Raw genomic sequence first — 569 nt, 5'->3', positions numbered from 1 at the left:
TATGGTATTAACGACACCGATACAGCAGCGGGGTTCACCTTACCTGGGGTGACGTTGACGCCGTATGAGTCAGAGGGCACCACGGTGAAGTTTGACCTGAATATTGACCTGAGTATCAGTGAGCAGGGCATTGGATTGTCTTGGGTGTATGATAAGCAGCTCTTTACGCAGGCACACATTGCGCAGCTAGACCAGCACCTTGGTCGGGTGTTGACGGCGCTGTGCGCACTTGAGCCCACCCAAACTGTGGCGTTGGCACAGCTTCCGATGTTGAGTGCGCCGGAGCAAGAGGAGTTATTGGTTACCTTAAATGACACGCAGCTGTGCTATGAGCAAGATGTCTGCATGCATGAGCGTTTTGAGCGTCAAGCGGCCGCAACCCCAGATGCGGTGGCGGTGATCTGTGAAGAGGTGGCATTAACATACCGTGAGCTTAACCGCCGAGCTAACCAGCTGGCGCGTTATTTACAGGCACATCATCACATCACCCCAAACACTCTCGTTGGACTATGTGTTGAGCGCTCTGTGGAGATGGTGATAGCCATCTTGGGAGTCTTAAAAGCTGGCGG

General features: G+C 53.4%; 1 protein-coding gene. It reads left to right on the top strand.

The features are described 5' to 3' along the window. On the top strand, positions 1–569 hold a 569-nt coding region (locus tag EAG18_RS22045; protein ID WP_148098537.1), incomplete at both ends, for an AMP-binding protein.

It is taken from the genome of Pseudoalteromonas sp. J010 (assembly GCF_003934235.1).
GTDB classification, from domain to species: Bacteria; Pseudomonadota; Gammaproteobacteria; order Enterobacterales; family Alteromonadaceae; genus Pseudoalteromonas; species Pseudoalteromonas peptidolytica.
This window is presented reverse-complemented; position numbering and strand designations above follow the sequence as displayed.